At 43.9% G+C, this 16,706-nt stretch carries 8 protein-coding genes, 2 tRNA genes and 2 rRNA genes; 2 read left to right on the plus strand and 10 right to left on the minus strand.

What is annotated here, in order from left to right; translation table 11 throughout:
• Positions 1-78: 78 nt before the first annotated feature.
• The 9 genes from ELZ61_RS09985 to gmk form a co-directional block, all read right to left on the minus strand.
• Positions 79-3,188, minus strand: a 23S ribosomal RNA gene (locus tag ELZ61_RS09985).
• Between the two features lie 324 nt (positions 3,189-3,512).
• A tRNA-Ala gene (locus ELZ61_RS09990) sits at positions 3,513-3,588 on the minus strand.
• Positions 3,589-3,611: 23 nt separating this feature from the next.
• Positions 3,612-3,688 (minus strand) — tRNA-Ile (locus tag ELZ61_RS09995).
• Between the two features lie 88 nt (positions 3,689-3,776).
• Positions 3,777-5,318 (minus strand): 16S ribosomal RNA (locus ELZ61_RS10000).
• The 16S and 23S rRNA genes sit together here with 2 tRNA genes alongside, the layout of an rRNA operon.
• A gap of 370 nt (positions 5,319-5,688) precedes the next feature.
• Positions 5,689-6,483 (minus strand): glutamate racemase, encoded by a 795-nt coding sequence (gene murI, locus ELZ61_RS10005; RefSeq protein WP_126373346.1) that lies wholly within the window; start codon positions 6,481-6,483, stop codon positions 5,689-5,691.
• Positions 6,484-6,550: 67 nt separating this feature from the next.
• Positions 6,551-8,632: an ATP-dependent DNA helicase RecG gene (gene recG, locus ELZ61_RS10010; RefSeq protein WP_126373348.1), complete on the minus strand. Its 2,082-nt coding sequence runs from the start codon at positions 8,630-8,632 to the stop codon at positions 6,551-6,553.
• On the minus strand, positions 8,632-10,755 hold the full coding sequence (gene spoT / locus ELZ61_RS10015; protein ID WP_126373350.1) for a bifunctional GTP diphosphokinase/guanosine-3',5'-bis pyrophosphate 3'-pyrophosphohydrolase: 2,124 nt from the start codon (positions 10,753-10,755) through the stop codon (positions 8,632-8,634). Before spoT ends, recG begins: the two co-directional genes overlap by 1 nt.
• A 75-nt stretch (positions 10,756-10,830) precedes the next feature.
• The gene (gene rpoZ / locus ELZ61_RS10020; protein WP_103855460.1) at positions 10,831-11,097 is read right to left on the minus strand and encodes a DNA-directed RNA polymerase subunit omega; all 267 of its coding nucleotides are present in this window, start codon (positions 11,095-11,097) and stop codon (positions 10,831-10,833) included.
• 66 nt (positions 11,098-11,163) lie between these two features.
• Positions 11,164-11,790, minus strand: a complete 627-nt coding sequence (gene gmk, locus ELZ61_RS10025) for a guanylate kinase (RefSeq protein ID WP_126373352.1) — start codon at positions 11,788-11,790, stop codon at positions 11,164-11,166.
• A 282-nt stretch (positions 11,791-12,072) separates the two neighbouring features.
• Here gmk and gapA point away from each other — a divergent pair, with 282 nt between their 5' ends.
• Together gapA and ELZ61_RS10035 are read left to right on the plus strand one after the other, a co-directional pair.
• A complete protein-coding gene (gene gapA, locus ELZ61_RS10030) occupies positions 12,073-13,077 on the plus strand; it encodes a glyceraldehyde-3-phosphate dehydrogenase (RefSeq protein WP_103854106.1) in 1,005 nt (334 codons plus the stop codon).
• Positions 13,078-13,388: 311 nt separating this feature from the next.
• Positions 13,389-15,185 carry an AMP-dependent synthetase/ligase gene (locus ELZ61_RS10035; protein ID WP_126373354.1) on the plus strand — a complete coding sequence of 599 codons (1,797 nt, stop codon included), beginning with the start codon at positions 13,389-13,391 and terminating at the stop codon, positions 15,183-15,185.
• Between the two features lie 56 nt (positions 15,186-15,241).
• On the opposite strand, the gene ELZ61_RS10040 is transcribed toward ELZ61_RS10035, so the two are convergent.
• A protein-coding gene (locus ELZ61_RS10040) for an IS3 family transposase (protein WP_126372850.1) occupies positions 15,242-16,569 on the minus strand; the annotation gives its coding sequence in 2 pieces (ribosomal slippage) (positions 15,242-16,119 and positions 16,119-16,569; 1,329 coding nt in all).
• Between the last annotated feature and the right edge of the window lie 137 nt (positions 16,570-16,706).

The raw sequence follows: 16,706 nt of genomic DNA on the forward strand, positions 1-16,706 counted from the left end.
TTCTTTATCTGTCTTTATGTCTTTTCTATTCGTTCTTCACTTCTTTAACAAAAACAAGCCAAAACCCTTGAGTGTTGTATAGTTAAGCCTCTCGGGCAATTAGTACTGGTTAGCTCAACGGCTCACACCGCTTACACACCCAGCCTATCTACGTCTTAGTCTCAAACAACCCTTACAGTCTTATAGACTGGGAGAACTCATCTTAAGGCAAGTTTCGTGCTTAGATGCTTTCAGCACTTATCTCTTCCGCATTTAGCTACCCAGCAATGCCTCTGGCGAGACAACTGGTACACCAGTGATGCGTCCACTCCGGTCCTCTCGTACTAGGAGCAGCCCCTCTCAATTCTCCAACGCCCACGGCAGATAGGGACCGAACTGTCTCACGACGTTCTAAACCCAGCTCGCGTACCACTTTAAATGGCGAACAGCCATACCCTTGGGACCTACTTCAGCCCCAGGATGTGATGAGCCGACATCGAGGTGCCAAACACCGCCGTCGATATGAACTCTTGGGCGGTATCAGCCTGTTATCCCCGGAGTACCTTTTATCCGTTGAGCGATGGCCCTTCCATTCAGAACCACCGGATCACTATGACCTGCTTTCGCACCTGCTCGACTTGTCTGTCTCGCAGTTAAGCTTGCTTATACCATTGCACTAACCTGACGATGTCCGACCGTCATTAGCAAACCTTCGTGCTCCTCCGTTACGCTTTGGGAGGAGACCGCCCCAGTCAAACTACCCACCAGACACTGTCCGAACACCCGTTTCAGGCGCTTCGTTAGAACATCAAACGTTAAAGGGTGGTATTTCAACAACGACTCCACGATAACTGGCGTTACCGCTTCATAGTCTCCCACCTATCCTACACATCAAAATTCAAGGTTCAGTGTCAAGCTATAGTAAAGGTTCACGGGGTCTTTCCGTCTAGCCGCGGGTACACCGCATCTTCACGGCGATTTCAATTTCACTGAGTCTCGGGTGGAGACAGCCTGGCCATCATTATGCCATTCGTGCAGGTCGGAACTTACCCGACAAGGAATTTCGCTACCTTAGGACCGTTATAGTTACGGCCGCCGTTTACTGGGGCTTCGATCAGGAGCTTCTCTTTCGATTACACCATCAATTAACCTTCCAGCACCGGGCAGGCATCACACCCTATACGTCCACTTTCGTGTTTGCAGAGTGCTGTGTTTTTAATAAACAGTTGCAGCCAGCTGGTATCTTCGACTGGTTCATGCTCCATCCGTATAGAACTTCACACTACGCCAGCGCACCTTCTCCCGAAGTTACGGTGCTATTTTGCCTAGTTCCTTCACCCGAGTTCTCTCAAGCGCCTGAGTATTCTCTACCTGACCACCTGTGTCGGTTTTCAGTACGGTTTAGATAAACCTGAAGCTTAGTGGCTTTTCCTGGAAGTGTGGTATCAATTACTTCAGCACCTTAGTGCCTCGTCATCATCTCTCAGTGTTTATAGTGAACCGGATTTGCCTAATTCACCCACCTACCAACTTAAACGTACATCTCCAACAGTACGCTAACCTAACCTACTCCGTCCCCACATCGCAGTTTATCCAAGTACGGGAATATTAACCCGTTTCCCATCGACTACGCTTTTCAGCCTCGCCTTAGGGGCCGACTCACCCTGCCCCGATTAACGTTGGACAGGAACCCTTGGTCTTCCGGCGAACGGGTTTTTCACCCGTTTTATCGTTACTTATGTCAGCATTCGCACTTGTGATATCTCCAACAGACTTCTCAATCCATCTTCATCGACTTACACAACGCTCCCCTACCCAACAGACGTATCACTAATATCCCTCTTCGATTCTTTGCCATTACACTCAACGTGTTTTTCGCTTTACCCACTTGCTTCGCAAGTGGTTAATCGTTAAGGCGTATTAGTGATACGCCTGATGCCGCAGCTTCGGTACTATATTTTAGCCCCGTTACATCTTCCGCGCAGGCCGACTCGACTAGTGAGCTATTACGCTTTCTTTAAATGGTGGCTGCTTCTAAGCCAACATCCTAGCTGTCTAAGCCTTCCCACTTCGTTTCCCACTTAATATAGATTTTGGGACCTTAGCTGGCGGTCTGGGTTGTTTCCCTCTCCACGACGGACGTTAGCACCCGCCGTGTGTCTCCTGAGTATCACTCTTCGGTATTCGGAGTTTGCATCGGTTTGGTAACCCGGGATGGGCCCCTAGCCGAAACAGTGCTCTACCCCCAAAGGTGTCCGCTCAAGGCTCTACCTAAATAGATTTCGGGGAGAACCAGCTATCTCCCGGTTTGATTGGCCTTTCACCCCCAGCCACAAGTCATCCGCTAATTTTTCAACATTAGTCGGTTCGGTCCTCCAGTTAGTGTTACCCAACCTTCAACCTGCCCATGGCTAGATCACCGGGTTTCGGGTCTATACCTTGCAACTCAACGCCCAGTTAAGACTCGGTTTCCCTTCGGCTCCCTTATTCAGTTAACCTCGCTACAAAATATAAGTCGCTGACCCATTATACAAAAGGTACGCAGTCACCCCATCATTAAGCCCCCTCTGTTTGATTTTTTCGGGTTGGACTTCACTGCGTGAAGTCAACCGCACTTCCAACAAAAGGTGCGCGACTCATCATCGAGCCTTTGGCTTAATGATGGGGCTCCCACTGCTTGTACGTACAGGGTTTCAGGTTCTATTTCACTCCCCTCACCGGGGTTCTTTTCGCCTTTCCTTCACAGTACTGGTTCACTATCGGTCAATCAGGAGTATTTAGCCTTGGAGGATGGTCCCCCCATCTTCAAACAGGATTCCTCGTGTCCCGCCCTACTTCTCGTAAGCTTAGTACCACAGCCTGGATTTTAAATACGGGGCTATCACCCTGTGTCGCTTGCCTTCCCAGACAATTCTTCTATCTCTGCTGCTATCACTTACTGGCTTCTCCGCTTTCGCTCGCCGCTACTCACAGAATCTCGGTTGATTTCTTTTCCTCGGGGTACTTAGATGTTTCAGTTCTCCCGGTTCGCCTTGTTTACCTATTTTATTCAGTAAACAATGATAGGTTCTTCACCTATCGGGTTTCCCCATTCGGACATCGTGGGTTAAACGCTTCTTATCAACTCACCCACGCTTTTCGCAGATTAGCACGTCCTTCTTCGCCTCTGATTGCCAAGGCATCCGCCCTGTACGCTTTCTCACTTAACTATACAACCTCAAGGATTTTTCTCCCTGAAGTCTCTTCATTCTCGTTGAGAACGCTTACTTGCTTTTGTTCAAGTAAGTCTTTTTTACTCAGACTTCTTCAATTTAATAAGAAAATGGTTCTATCACTGTCACCACTTCCTCATTAGCTTGAAAGTCTCTTCAGTTTTCAGCTTGTTTTTACATTGTTAAAGAGCAAATTAGATATGACGCTTACGTCTTATCATTACTAAATTCTTTCTACTTCCCTTTCACTCTATTCCCTAAACTAGCTTTAGATATTTAAGTGAATTAAGGTAATTAATTTAAAAGAACTTACTAATGATTTGGTGGAGATAAGCGGGATCGAACCGCTGACCTCCTGCGTGCAAGGCAGGCGCTCTCCCAGCTGAGCTATATCCCCAATCATTCTCCGCATCACTTGAGTGGTGGGTCTGAGTGGACTTGAACCACCGACCTCACCCTTATCAGGGGTGCGCTCTAACCACCTGAGCTACAGACCCTCAAGGATTCGGGTTATTCTTCATTTGCTATTTATTGTCTAACAACCATCACGACAATCTGTGTGAGCACTCATCTTTCCTGTCTTTGTAAGGAGGTGATCCAACCGCAGGTTCCCCTACGGTTACCTTGTTACGACTTCACCCCAGTCATGAATCATACCGTGGTAAACGCCCCCCTTGCGGTTAAGCTATCTACTTCTGGTACAACCCACTCCCATGGTGTGACGGGCGGTGTGTACAAGGCCCGGGAACGTATTCACCGCGACATTCTGATTCGCGATTACTAGCGATTCCGACTTCATGGAGTCGAGTTGCAGACTCCAATCCGGACTTAGATGCACTTTCTGAGATTCGCTCACCCTCGCAGGCTCGCACCCCTCTGTATGCACCATTGTAGCACGTGTGTAGCCCTACTCGTAAGGGCCATGATGACTTGACGTCATCCCCACCTTCCTCCAGTTTATCACTGGCAGTCTCCTTTGAGTTCCCACCCGAAGTGCTGGCAACAAAGGATAAGGGTTGCGCTCGTTGCGGGACTTAACCCAACATTTCACAACACGAGCTGACGACAGCCATGCAGCACCTGTCTCTAAGCTCCCGAAGGCACTCCCGTATCTCTACAGGATTCTTAGGATGTCAAGAGTAGGTAAGGTTCTTCGCGTTGCATCGAATTAAACCACATGCTCCACCGCTTGTGCGGGCCCCCGTCAATTCATTTGAGTTTTAACCTTGCGGCCGTACTCCCCAGGCGGTCGATTTATCACGTTAGCTACGGGCACCAAGCCTAAAGCCCAATCCCCAAATCGACAGCGTTTACAGCGTGGACTACCAGGGTATCTAATCCTGTTTGCTCCCCACGCTTTCGCACATGAGCGTCAGTATCTCCCCAAGGGGCTGCCTTCGCCTTCGGTATTCCTCCACATCTCTACGCATTTCACCGCTACACGTGGAATTCTACCCCTCCCTAGAGTACTCTAGTAAACCAGTCTGAAATGCAATTCCCAAGTTAAGCTCGGGGATTTCACATCTCACTTAATTTACCGCCTGCGTGCCCTTTACGCCCAGTTATTCCGATTAACGCTCGCACCCTCCGTATTACCGCGGCTGCTGGCACGGAGTTAGCCGGTGCTTCTTCTGTGGCTAACGTCAAACAATAGTGCTATTAACACTACCGCCTTCCTCACCACCGAAAGAACTTTACAACCCGAAGGCCTTCTTCATTCACGCGGCATGGCTGCGTCAGGGTTCCCCCCATTGCGCAATATTCCCCACTGCTGCCTCCCGTAGGAGTCTGGGCCGTGTCTCAGTCCCAGTGTGGCTGGCCATCCTCTCAGACCAGCTAGAGATCGCAGGCTTGGTAGGCCTTTACCCCACCAACTACCTAATCCCACTTGGGCTCATCTTATGGCAGGTGGCAAAATCGTCCCACCCTTTAATCTTTCGATTCTATGCGGTATTAGCCATCGTTTCCAATGGTTATCCCCCTCCATAAGCCAGATTCCCAAGCATTACTCACCCGTCCGCCACTCGTCAGCGTCGAAAGCAAGCTTTCAACCCGTTACCGTTCGACTTGCATGTGTTAAGCCTGCCGCCAGCGTTCAATCTGAGCCATGATCAAACTCTTCAGTTTAATCTTTCTCAATTCGTACACTAACAAAGCTTCATTTTTTTTTATGAATTTCAGTTAAGCACTAATTGTTCTAAATCTTTTAAATTTTTCCAGAATCAACAAGTGCCCACACAGATTGTCTGATTGATTGTTAAAGAGCAAAAAACAACGACGCGATGTGTATTCTTTTAATTTCTACAACGTCGCGTCGTTGCGTGCGGCGTATTATAGGCTTCTGAAAAATCTTTGCAACCCCTTTTTGCAAAAAAATGGCAAAAAATGCGAAAAATCATTGCAACTGATTATTTTGAAATCACACCGCTGAATTATCAGGCAAAGTGCGGTGGAAAATTAGCAAAATTTTTACCGCACTTTATTATTTCACGCCTTCTTATTCACCTAAAGTGAGTGCGTGCAATTCTGCAAAACCAAATTGTTTAAATACCTTTAATAAAGCGAGCTGTTCTTTGCTTTCTTTTGTGCAATAGACCAGATTATCTTTAGCTGATTTTTGCTGCGATTCACCGAGTAAATCTTTCACACGTTTGGCGATGGCTTTGCTAGGATCTAAAAAATATTTCACTTGTGGTAAGCAAGCTTTTAATTCTGCTTTTAAGAATGGAAAATGTGTGCAACCTAAAATCACCGTATCCAAGGTTAAATTTCGTTGCCAATCTTTGACCTCGCGTAAAAGCCTAATAGGATCAACGGGATAGCCTTGCAATTTTTCTTCTGCAATTTTAACTAATTCTGTACTCCCCAACTTTTCCACTTCGCAGTGGCTTGCGTAGTCTTGGATCAATTTATCGACATAAGGGCGTTTTACCGTGCCTTTGGTTGCAAGCAATCCGATGACGCCTGTTTGTGTTTGTTGAGCAGCAGGTTTGATAGCAGGAACCGTTCCTACAACAGGGCAAGAAAATTTTTCGCGCAAGGCAGGCAGAACCACGGTGCTTGCGGTATTGCAGGCAATCACAATTAAATCGAGTGGCTGTTGCTGCGCGATTTTCTGACAAATTGCCACGCAACGCTCAATGATTGCCTGTTCAGCTTTTTCAGAATAAGGGAAAAAAGCATTATCCAAACAATAAAGATAGTGGCAGTCTGGCAACAAGGCTTTCACTTCGCGATAAACGCTTAAGCCGCCAATGCCTGAATCAAAAAATAAGATGGTTGGTGCTGTCATTTTTGTAGGAAATTCATTGATATTAAGATGATCTTATACCTTCGTTCAGCACATCTCAAGGTAAAGTTTACGCATTGGAATAAATGGTTTTCTCATCAAGCCAGCGCTGAATCAAGGCCTCAGAAAGTTGTGGATATTTGCTGATCATTGCTCTGGCATAATGCTGAACCGTTGGGATCATTTTGCGATCGCGCATTAAATTCGCCACTTTAAATTCCGCCACACCAGTTTGTTTTGTGCCTAACACTTCACCCGGCCCACGAATTTCTAGATCTTTTTCTGAAATGTAAAAGCCGTCTTGGCTTTCACGCAGTACTTGCAAGCGTTTTTTCGACACCTTGCCCAATGGCGGTTTATACATTAGCACGCAAAAAGAAGCCGTACTTCCGCGCCCTACTCGCCCACGCAATTGATGAAGTTGAGATAGCCCAAGGCGTTCGGCATTTTCAATAATCATCAAACTGGCGTTAGGGACATCTACGCCCACTTCAATCACGGTGGTTGCCACCAACACATCTAACTCGGCAGCTTTGAAACTTGCCATAATCTCTTGTTTTTCAGTGGGTTTCATTCGCCCGTGAACTAAACCGATGCGTAAATTTGGCAGCGCTTTGGTTAAATCTTCCCAAATGGCTTCCGCTGCTTGCGCTTCCAGCACTTCACTTTCATCAATGAGCGTGCAAACCCAATAGGCCTGATGCTTTTCATTCACGCAAGCCTGATATACGCGCGCAACAATTTCTGCACGGCGCTCTTCTGAAATGGCAATGGTGGTGATCGGCGTTCGTCCTGGGGGTAATTCATCAATAATAGAGGTATCCAAATCTGCATAAACCGTCATCGCTAAGGTACGCGGAATTGGGGTTGCGGTCATAATCAGCTGATGTGGATAATTTCCTGACTTTTCGCCTTTTTCGCGTAACATTAAGCGTTGATGTACGCCAAATCGGTGCTGTTCATCAATAATCACTAAGGCGAGATCATTAAATTCCACGTCTTGCTGAAATAAGGCGTGCGTCCCCACAATCATCTGCACTTCGCCTGCTTTCATCTGCTCTAACACAGCTTGGCGAGCCTTGCCTTTAACTTTTCCTGCTAGCCAACCCACTTTGATGCCTAAAGGCTCAAACCAATTTTGGAAATTAGCAAAATGCTGTTCCGCCAAAATTTCTGTCGGCGCCATAAGTGCCACTTGCTTTTGATTGTCAATTGCTACCAGTGCAGCTAATGCCGCGACCAAGGTTTTCCCCGATCCCACATCGCCCTGCACTAATCGCATCATTGGATAAGGCTTTTGCAGATCTTGCTCAATATCCTGCACAACACGACTTTGCGCATTAGTCGGGCTAAATGGCAAACGCTGTAAAAATTGCTGTTTTAGATCGGTTTGATACCGCAATGGCAAGGCAAAAAATTGTTGAATATTTGACCGCACTTTTTGCATTGCTAAATTATGCGCTAATAATTCTTCAAAAATTAACCGCACTTGCGCAGGGTGCTGCCCTTTCTCCAACATTTCTAAAGAAACATCAGGCGGTGGGCGGTGCAAAAATCGGATCGCCTCTTTTAGGCCATAAGGATAAGGGTTAAATTCATCAGGCAGAATTTCTGGCAACTGAATTTTATCAAGCAAAGCCAGCGCTTGATCCGTTAATTTGCGTAAAGAATTTTGCTTTAAGCCTTCTGTGGTGGGATAAATTGGCGTCAGGGTTTCCGCCATTACCAAAGGGGCATCATCACGAATAATTTGATATTCAGGGTGATGAATTTCCGCCATAAAACGACCGCGCTTCACTTCGCCAAAGGCCTTGACTCGCGCGCCCACTTGGAAGCTATTACGCATTGCCGCATTAAAATTGAAAAAACGTAGAGTTAATTTTGATGTGCCGTCCGACACCACGACCGTTAAAATCGGGCGGCGTCCAAATTGCACTTCGCAGAGCTGGACAACGGCACTAATGGTGGCATATTGTTCAGGGCGAAGATCGATTATGGGCGTAATTCTTGTGCGGTCTTCATAACGGCTAGGCAGATGAAAAAGCAAATCTTGCAGATTATTAATGCCAATTCGGCTCAATTTTGCCGAAACTGCTGCGCCTACACCAGAAAGTGTAGTCAGCGGAACTGCACCAAGAATTTCCGTAGCCATTAGCGATTTATATTACGTTCAATGCTGACAAAACCTGGTAAGGTTTTGATTTTGCGCATAATTTGACTTAAATGATGGGTATCTCTTGCCGTCAGTAACACCACGATTTGATATAAACGGCCGTCTTGCTCTTCCGTCCAAATGCTGTGAATATTGCTATCCATCGCGGAAATATTAGAGGTTAAATTCGGCAGCGCTCCTTGCTGATTAATCATTTCAATGCGTAATTCGGTTTCAAATTCCACTTTGTTATCGCTTTTCTCCCAAGTAACTGGGGTGAAATGTTCTGGATTTTCTTTTCGATTACGCAAATTTGCACAAGCCTCGTGATGCACCACTAGACCTTTTCCTGGGCTTGCGTATGCCACAATCGGATCACCCGGAATTGGGTGGCAACATTGCGCAAAGGTGGTAAGCAGGCTTTCGTTACCGTTAATGGCAAAAATATTTTTATTGTTGCTGAGATCGCCGTCTGTATCAATTTCAATGCTTTCGCCTAATAAACGATAAGCAATCACGGCACTCATTTGGTTACCTAAACCAATTTCCGACAATAAATCCTCAAAACGATTAAGTTTTAGATCGCTTAATAATTCATCAATACGTTGTTCAGGGATTTGTTCTAATTTATGTGGTAACAACGCATTAGTAAGTTGGCGTTTGCCAAGAACGATCGCCGTATCTGAACGCAGATTTTTCAAGGCGTGGCGAATATTAGAACGGGCTTTTGCGGTTACCACAAAATTCAGCCAGCCCACATCAGGTTGTGCTGTCGGTGCGGTGATAATTTCAATGGTTTGCCCTGATTGCAATGGCTGCGAAAGAGGATAAGGTTTGCGATCCACATTGGCTGCGATACAGGCATTGCCAATGCCAGAATGTACCGCATAAGCGAAATCTACTGGGGTTGCGCCCACTGGCAATTCCACAATACGCCCTTTCGGGGTGAACACATAAATCTCTTTCGGGAAAAATTCTGATTTGACACTTTCAATAAATTCAAAAGAATTACCCGCACTTTGTTGCAATTCAATCAGGCTTTGCAACCAGCGTTGCGCGCGAATTTGTGCGGTGGTGCTATCATTCTTACCACCTTGTTTATACGCCCAATGCGCTGCCACGCCCATTTCCGCGGTTTGATCCATTTCTTCCGTGCGAATTTGCACTTCCACCGGAACGCCGTGTGGGCCGATCATCGAAGTATGCAGGGATTGGTAGCCATTTGCTTTTGGCACAGCGATATAATCTTTCACACGCCCCGGACGTGGCTTATACAAACCGTGCATTTGCCCTAATACACGGTAGCAAGTATCCACATCTTTCACCACCGCACGGAACGCATAAATATCCATAATGGAATGAAATTGTTGATCTTTTAAGCGCATTTTTTGATAAATGGCATAAAGATGTTTTTCTCGCCCAAATACGCGTGCTTCAATGCCCACATCCGCTAAACGCCCTTTGATTTCATCAGAAATTCGTTCGATCATATCTTTGCGGTTACCGCGCGCAATTTGAATAACTTTTTGTAAGACGGCATAACGCTGTGGGTGCATTGCTTCAAAGCCGAGATCTTCCAGTTCATTTTTAATATGTTCGATCCCTAAACGATGGGCAAGTGGGGCATAAATTTCCAAAGTTTCTTTCGCAATTCTACGCCGTTTGTCAGGGCGTAATGCGCCAAGGGTGCGCATATTATGGGTGCGGTCAGCTAGTTTGATCAGAACAACACGAATGTCTTTGGTCATCGCCAAAATCATTTTGCGGAAATTTTCCACTTGGGCTTCTTGGCGAGTGCGGAATTTGAGCTTATCTAATTTAGATACACCTTCCACAATTTCAGCAACACTCGCACCAAATTCTTCTTTGAGCTGTTCTTCGGTGTAAGGGGTGTCTTCAATGACATCGTGCAACAATGCGCCCATCACGGCTTCGTGATCTAAACGCATTTCTGCAATAATTGATGCCACCGCAACAGGGTGAGTAATGTACGGCTCGCCGCTGGAGCGAGATTGTCCTTCGTGTGCATCTCGTGCGATAACGTATGCACGTCTTACTAATTCAATTTGTTCAGGCGGTAAATAGCCTCGGATAATATGCTCTAAACGTTCAAATAAGTACAAAGGACACCTAACTTTTTATTCAAATTTTATTGCCAATGATAAAAATGGAACAAAAAACAACCGCACTTTTATCGCTTATGAAGATAATAAAGACACTGCGTGATGCTCTGTTGCTTCTTGCTCTAAAGCATCTTGACGCTCGTGCGCATTCATAATTTCGTTGTTAATCAAGCCTTTTTCAATTTCACGCAAGGCGATTACCGTTGGTTTATCGTTATCTTCTGGAACTAAAGGTTCACGCAAATGTAATTGTAATTCTCTTGCACGGCGTGCTGCGGTTAAAATTAAATCAAAACGGTTACCAATTTGCTCTACCGCATCTTGCACTGTTACACGAGCCATAAATTTACTCCAATCAGTTAAAATTCTTCAATAAATAAAAGGGATCTAATGATACTAAAATGTCAATTATTTTGCCAGTAATTGATGAATTAAAGCGATATTTTGCGCTTGTTGATAGCTTCTAGTTAAACATTCCGCACGCAAAATGTGTTGTAAATCCGCCACTGCTTGCTCGAAATTATCATTAATAATCACATAATCATATTCGTCATAGTGGGACATTTCACTGGTGGCTTTTGCCATACGATCAGCAATGACTTCTGCGCTATCCTGCCCGCGTCCAATTAAACGGCGTTCCAATTCTTCAACCGAAGGGGGCAAAATAAAAATACTTTTAACCTGCGGTAATTTAGCGCGAATTTGTTGCGCCCCTTGCCAATCAATATCTAAAAAAACATCAATGCCCTGCGCCAAACTTTTTTCAATAGTCGGCAAGGACGTACCATAATAATTGCCGCCAAACACTTTGGCATATTCCAAAAACAAATCTTGTTCGATTAGACGTTCAAATTCGTCTTTACTGACAAAATGATAATGCACACCGTCCACTTCACCGGGGCGCGGCGCACGCGTGGTATGGGAAACAGAAACCATCATTTCACACCCATTGTCTTTCGCCAATAAGGCAGCGATTAAAGACGATTTTCCTGCGCCACTTGGGGCTGAAATAATATAAAGGTTACCTTGGCTCATTGTTTATCCTTAATTTTCATCAAATTTCGTTCATTATGCCGATAAATCGGAAAAAAATCATTATAAAGGTCGGTATTTTTTTACTTAAAATTTACAAAATAAAAACAAGCTAACTGGCCGATCCGCAAAGTTTTGATGTAGATCACAAATGTTTTACGGTTTTCTTGCGAGTTAGTTTCACCCTACCTAAAAAGCGTGCTATAATCCACTGCGAACGGAAAATAGAATGCTTTCTATGCACCGTAACCCTTTTGTTTAACTTAAATTATAGGTGAAAAACTTATGGCTATTAAAATTGGTATCAATGGTTTCGGCCGTATCGGTCGTATCGTATTCCGTGCAGCACAACAACGTGATGACATCGAAGTTGTAGGTATCAACGACTTAATTGACGTTGAATATATGGCTTATATGTTGAAATATGATTCAACTCACGGTCGTTTCGATGGCACTGTTGAAGTGAAAGACGGTCATTTAGTGGTGAACGGTAAAACAATCCGTGTAACTTCTGAGCGTGATCCTGCAAACCTTAAATGGAACGAAATCGGTGTTGATATCGCAGTTGAAGCAACAGGTATCTTCTTAACAGATGAAACTGCTCGTAAACACATTGAAGCAGGTGCGAAAAAAGTTGTTTTAACTGGTCCTTCTAAAGATGCGACTCCAATGTTCGTAAACGGCGTAAACTTTGATACTTATGCTGGTCAAGACATCGTTTCAAACGCATCTTGTACAACAAACTGTTTAGCACCATTAGCGAAAGTAATTAACGACAAATGGGGTATCAAAGACGGTTTAATGACAACTGTTCACGCAACAACTGCAACGCAAAAAACAGTTGATGGTCCTTCAGCGAAAGACTGGCGTGGTGGTCGTGGTGCTTCTCAAAACATCATTCCATCTTCAACAGGTGCGGCGAAAGCAGTAGGTAAAGTAATTCCTGAATTAAATGGTAAATTAACTGGTATGGCGTTCCGTGTTCCTACACCAAACGTGTCTGTAGTTGATTTAACTGTAAACCTTGAAAAACCAGCAACTTACGCTGAAATCTGTGCAGAAATCAAACGCGCTTCTGAAAACGAATTAAAAGGCGTTTTAGGTTACACTGAAGATGCAGTAGTATCAACAGACTTCAACGGCTGCGCATTAACTTCTGTATTCGATGCAGAAGCAGGTATCGCATTAACTGATACTTTCGTTAAATTAGTATCTTGGTACGATAACGAAACAGGTTATTCAAACAAAGTATTAGACTTAGTAGCTCACATTCACAACTACAAAGGCTAATTAAAAACCCTTTAAAATTAAGCCGCACTTTTAAAGTGCGGTTTTTTTTCGCCACATTTTTATTGCTGTGATTGATTATCTCTGATTTCCCTGTCTGCTTTTCGCTAAGAATATCCTGTCTTTTCTAGATAAAAATAAACAGCTGTTCGCTCGCTAAAACTGTTATATTGCTCACAAAATCACTGGTTATCCGTAGTTTTAAACGGATTTTTCTCGCTTTTTCTTTGATTAACGATTATATTTAGCCTTACAGCTGTACGCTAAAACTCAGCGATTTGTTAAAAACGATTTGTTAAATAGGAAAAAGAAGAATGACAAATATCCTTGATTTTCATTTTGTTAGCCTCTTTCAACATCAGGCAAAAACATTAAAAAATAACACCGCACTTCGTTATTTTGAAAATCAACAATGGCACGATATTTCTTGGGCTGACTTTCAACAGCAAGTAAACGCCCTTTCTCTTGCGCTGCTTGCTCATCATATTGATGTACAAGATAAAATTGGTATTTTTGCACACAATATGCCGCGCTGGACAGTCGCTGATATTGCCACTTTGCAAACCCGTGCGATTACCGTGCCTATTTACGCCACGAACACCGCGCAACAAGCAGCATTTATCATTAATGATGCCGATATTAAAATTCTGTTTGTTGGAGATCAAGAACAGTATGATCAAGCACTACAAATCGTTGCAGATTGCCCGCAGTTACAACATATTGTCGCGATGAAAGACAGCATTCAGCTACACGATCACCCACTGGCTTGCCATTGGGCAGACTTTATCGCAACAGGCTCACACACCAATCCCGCAGAATTACAACAGCGTCTTGATGAAAAACAACTGAATGATCTATTTACCCTGATTTATACTTCTGGCACCACAGGCGAGCCAAAAGGCGTAATGTTGGATTATGCCAACCTTGCTCATCAGCTAAAAGCCCACGATCAAGCATTGAAGCCGATTACAGAACAGGACATTTCTCTTTCTTTTCTGCCGTTCTCCCATATTTTTGAACGTGCGTGGGTGGCCTATGTGCTACATCGTGGCGCGGTGAACTGTTATATTGAAAACACCGATCAAGTGCGTGCGGCATTAAGTGAAATCCGTCCGACATTAATGTGTGCCGTACCACGTTTTTACGAAAAAATTTACACCGCAATCCACGATAAAGTGCAGCAAGCACCAAAACTGCGCCGTGCCTTATTTAACTGGGCAATGAAAGTGGGACATCGTTATTTTGATCGTAAAAGCCAAAAACAACCCATTCCATTTTGGCTTAAACAGCAATTTTTCTTAGCAGATAAATTGGTACTGAGCAAATTACGTAACCTACTCGGTGGACGTATTCGTATGATGCCGTGCGGCGGGGCAAAATTAGAACCTACCATTGGGCTATTTTTCCACAGCATTGGCATTAACATTAAACTGGGCTACGGTATGACGGAAACCACCGCCACTGTTTCATGTTGGGAAGATGATCATTTCGAACCAAATTCTATCGGCAAGCTAATGCCGGGTGCGGAAGTGAAAATTGGCGAAAATGATGAAATCTTAGTGCGTGGCGAAATGGTGATGCGTGGTTATTACAAAAAACCAGAAGAAACAGCTGCCGCTTTTACTGCAGATGGTTTCTTAAAAACTGGTGATGCAGGTCAATTAGACGAACAAGGCCATCTTTACATCACCGATCGCATCAAAGAGCTGATGAAAACCTCAAACGGCAAATATATTGCGCCACAGCACATTGAAGGCAAAATCGGCAAAGATAAATTTATTGAGCAAATTGCCGTGATCGCTGATGCGAAAAAATACGTTTCCGCCTTGATCGTGCCTTGTTTTGCTTCTTTAGAAGAATATGCGAAAAAGCTCAATATCAAATATCAAGATCGTATGGAGTTGATCAAACATTCCGAAATTATTCAGCTTTTTGAAAAACGTTTAAATGAATTGCAGAAAGAGCTGGCGAGCTTTGAGCAAGTGAAGAAATTCACTCTGTTGCCACAGGCTTTCACCACCGCAATGAACGAAATTACACCAACCTTAAAACTACGCCGCAAGGTGATTTTAGAGCGTTATAAAGCACAAATTGAAAAAATGTATAAATAATAAAGTGCGGTGATTTGATCTGCCCCCAAAAAGTTAGACTATATTCTAATTTAATTTTAATTCAAGGACTGAGTTCTGTATTCCACAGGGCTTAGTCCTTTGAGCTTCACTTGAATACGCTCATTGTTGTAGTAATGAATGTACTCGTGAATCACTTTTTCAAGCTGTTCAAAGGTTTCAAACCGCTTGCCAAAGTAACATTCCGTCTTCAATCGCCCGAAAAAGCTTTCCATCGCACCATTATCAAGGCAATTACCTTTTCTCGACATACTTTGCTTAATACCGTATTTTTTCAATATCTCCTGATAACCCATCATTTGATACTGCCATCCTTGGTCGGAATGCAGTATCGGTTTTTCCCCCGCTAATCGGTTCACCGCCTGGGTCAACATTCTGGTTATCTGCTCAAAATTCGGACTTCTCGCCACATTATAAGCAATAATTTCGTTATTAAACAAGTCTTTAATCGGCGATAAATACACTTTGCCTTCCGCACATTTGAACTCGGTGATATCCGTTACCCACTTCTCATTCGGCATCGTTGCCGTAAAATCCCGTTGCAACAGATTATCGGCAATTTGTCCCACTTTGCCTTGGTAAGAACGATATTTTTTCTGCTTACTTTTTCCTTTTAACCCCAAACGTTGCATTATCGCTTGCACCCTTTTGTGGTTGATAATCAAGTATTTCCTTAATTCCAAGGTAATTCGACGATAACCATAATTTTCGTCATTTTTGCGATAAATTTCCTCTATTTTCTGTGAAATCGCTACATTTTTATCCGACTTTGGCTTGAGATGATAAAAGAACGAACTGCGTGCCAATCCGATTAGCCTGAGTAACAATTCCAACGGGAAACGCGAGCGTAAGGCATTTACGATGACGGCTTTTTCTGCATTTTTTGTTGGTTGAGTTCCTGCAACTTTTTTAGCATTGTATTCTCCGCTTCTAATTCCAAAATTCGGTAACGCAAGCGTTCTTCTTCTGTTTTGGGCGTTGGTGGCATTTTAGGTGAGTTGAGTTTCATACTTGGACGACCTTTAGGTTTGAGTAATAACCCATCTATACCTTGTTTTTCAAAGCGTTGCAACCATTGACTAATTATCCCTGAACTGGGGATATCAAAGCGAAAGCAGGCGGCTTCAGCGGAGCACTGGCCTTTTTTGATAGCTTGAATAACCTTTAATTTAAACTCAACAGAATAATATCGTTTTTTACCTAACACAGCTAATCCATTGATTCCATTATGATTAAATTTCGCAATCCAACGTGCTAACGTTCTTTGGGGAAGCTGAAAATACTGGCGAGTAAGCGAACGGTTTTTTCCATTTTGATGATAAAAGTCGAGCACTTGTTGTTTGAAACGTTGAGTATATTTAGTCATAAAAAATCTGCACCTTAATCAGTTGGTTGTTTAGTCCAACTTTTGGGGTGCAGATCAATTTTTCACCGCATTTTTATTATCAACTTTTCCCCTAACCGCAAAAATTGCTGAATTTTCCACCGCACTTTTATTTTTAT

This window comes from Avibacterium volantium (genome assembly GCF_900635775.1).
In the GTDB taxonomy this organism is placed as follows: Bacteria; Pseudomonadota; Gammaproteobacteria; order Enterobacterales; family Pasteurellaceae; genus Avibacterium; species Avibacterium volantium.